This is a genomic window from Ensifer sp. SSB1, from assembly GCF_016652895.1.
Taxonomy (GTDB): Bacteria; Pseudomonadota; Alphaproteobacteria; order Rhizobiales; family Rhizobiaceae; genus Ensifer.
Genome location: NZ_JAEPRP010000345.1, coordinates 1 through 2,373 on the forward strand (window position 1 = coordinate 1; position 2,373 = coordinate 2,373).

The 2,373-nt window shown below is 64.0% G+C and carries 2 protein-coding genes; both read left to right on the forward strand.

Annotated features, from left to right (window positions below; all coding sequences use genetic code 11):
• The coding region (locus I8N66_RS37110; RefSeq protein ID WP_291165524.1) for a transketolase at positions 1-1,380 on the forward strand (1,380 nt) is incomplete at its 5' end.
• Between the two features lie 72 nt (positions 1,381-1,452).
• A partial coding sequence (gene gap, locus I8N66_RS37115; protein ID WP_291165526.1) for a type I glyceraldehyde-3-phosphate dehydrogenase occupies positions 1,453-2,373 on the forward strand: 921 nt, incomplete at its 3' end.

The window sequence follows — 2,373 nt, forward strand, 5'->3', positions numbered from 1 at the left end:
CAGCACGCCCGCTTCCGCGCCAGCAACTGGAACACGATTGCAGTCGACGGCCACGACCCGGACGCGATTGCTGCAGCGATCGACCAGGCCCAGAAGTCCGACAAGCCGACGATGATCGCCTGCAAGACGACGATCGGCTTCGGCGCACCGAACAAGGCCGGCACCCACAAGGTTCACGGTTCGCCGCTCGGCGCCGAGGAAATCGCTGCCACCCGCAAGGCACTCGGCTGGGAAGCCGAAGCGTTCGTCGTTCCCTCCGACGTGCTCGACGCCTGGCGTCTGGCCGGCCTGCGCTGCACCAAGGCGCGCAAGGAATGGGAAGAGCGCCTCGAAAAGAGCGATGCCGAGAAGAAGGCCCAGTTCGTTCGCCGCTTCTCCGGCGAACTCGAAGGCCGCCTGTCCTCCGCCATCGACGACTACAAGAAGAAGCTCGCTGAGACCAAGCCGTCGCCGGCAACCCGCAAGGCTTCCGAAGACGCGCTCGAAGTCATCAACGGCGTTCTGGCCGAAACCATCGGCGGCTCGGCCGACCTGACCGGCTCGAACAACACCAAGACGAGCCAGACCAAGTCGATCACGCCGGACGATTTCTCCGGTCGCTATATCCACTGGGGTGTGCGCGAACACGGCATGGCCGCTGCCATGAACGGCATGGCGCTGCACGGCGGCGTCATCCCCTATTCCGGCGGCTTCCTGATCTTCTCGGACTATTGCCGTCCGTCGATCCGCCTTGCCGCGCTGATGGGCCTCCGCGTCATTCATGTGCTGACGCATGACTCGATCGGCCTCGGCGAAGACGGCCCGACGCACCAGCCGGTCGAGCATATGGCAGCCCTTCGCGCCATCCCGAACCTTCTGATGTTCCGCCCGGCCGACGCCACGGAAACGGCAGAATGCTGGCAGCTCGCGCTCGAAAGCCACAACCGCCCGTCCGGAATCGCGCTGACGCGCCAGAACCTGATGGCCGTTCGCACCGAGTATGAAGAAGAGAACCTGTGCGCCCACGGCGCCTACGACCTGATCTCGGCCGCCGACGCCAAGGTCACGATCTTCGCGACCGGCTCGGAAGTCGAAATCGCCGTCAAGGCCTGCCAGACGCTGACCGCCAAGGGCATCTCGACCCGCGTTGTCTCCGTTCCCTGCTTCGAGCTTTTCGCCGAGCAGAGCGAAGATTACCAGCAGGCGATCATCGGCAACTCGCCGGTCAAGATCGCCGTCGAAGCCGGCATCCGTCAGGGCTGGGATCACTTCATCGGCAGCGATGGCACCTTCATCGGCATGTCGTCCTTCGGTGCCTCCGGTCCCTACAAGGAGCTTTACAAGCACTTCGGCATCACGCCCGAGGCGGTGGTTGCCGCGGCTGAAGCGAAGCTCGCCTGATCAATCTGCGGGGCGCGCCGAAAGGTGCGCCCCGCTTTTTTCGTACCACGTCAGTCAGACAGGGAGAGACCCATGACAGTGAAAGTCGCCATCAACGGTTTTGGCCGCATCGGCCGCAACGTGCTCCGCGCGATCGTCGAATCCGGCCGCACCGACATCGAAGTCGTTGCCATCAACGATCTCGGCCCCGTTGAGACCAACGCTCACCTGCTGCGCTACGACTCGATCCACGGTCGCTTCCCGGCCGAGGTCAAGGTCGAAGGCGACACGATCACCATCAACGGCGGCAAGCCGATCAAGGTGACCGCGATCAAGGATCCGGCAACGCTGCCGCACAAGGAACTCGGCATCGACATCGCGATGGAATGCACCGGCATCTTCACCGCCCGCGACAAGGCTGCAGCCCACCTGACGGCAGGCGCCAAGCGCGTCATCGTCTCGGCTCCGGCCGACGGCGCCGACCTGACCGTCGTCTACGGCGTCAACCACGACCAGCTGACCAAGGACCACCTGGTCATCTCCAACGCATCCTGCACGACGAACTGCCTGGTTCCGGTCGTCAAGGTCCTGAACGATGTCATCGGCATCAGCCACGGCTTCATGACCACGATCCACTCCTACACCAACGACCAGCCGTCGCTCGACCAGATGCACAAGGATCTGTACCGCGCCCGCGCTGCCGCTCTGTCGATGATCCCGACCTCGACGGGTGCCGCCAAGGCCGTCGGCCTGGTTCTGCCGGAACTGAAGGGCAAGCTCGACGGCACGTCGATCCGCGTCCCGACCCCGAACGTCTCGGTCGTCGACTTCAAGTTCGTCGCCAAGCGCAACACCTCGGTCGAGGAAATCACCAACGCCATCAAGGCTGCGTCCAATGGCGCGCTCAAGGGCGTTCTCGGTTACACGGAAGAGCCGCTCGTTTCGCGCGACTTCAACCACGACAGCCACTCCTCGATCTTCGCGATCGACCAGACCACGGTCGTCGAAGGCAAC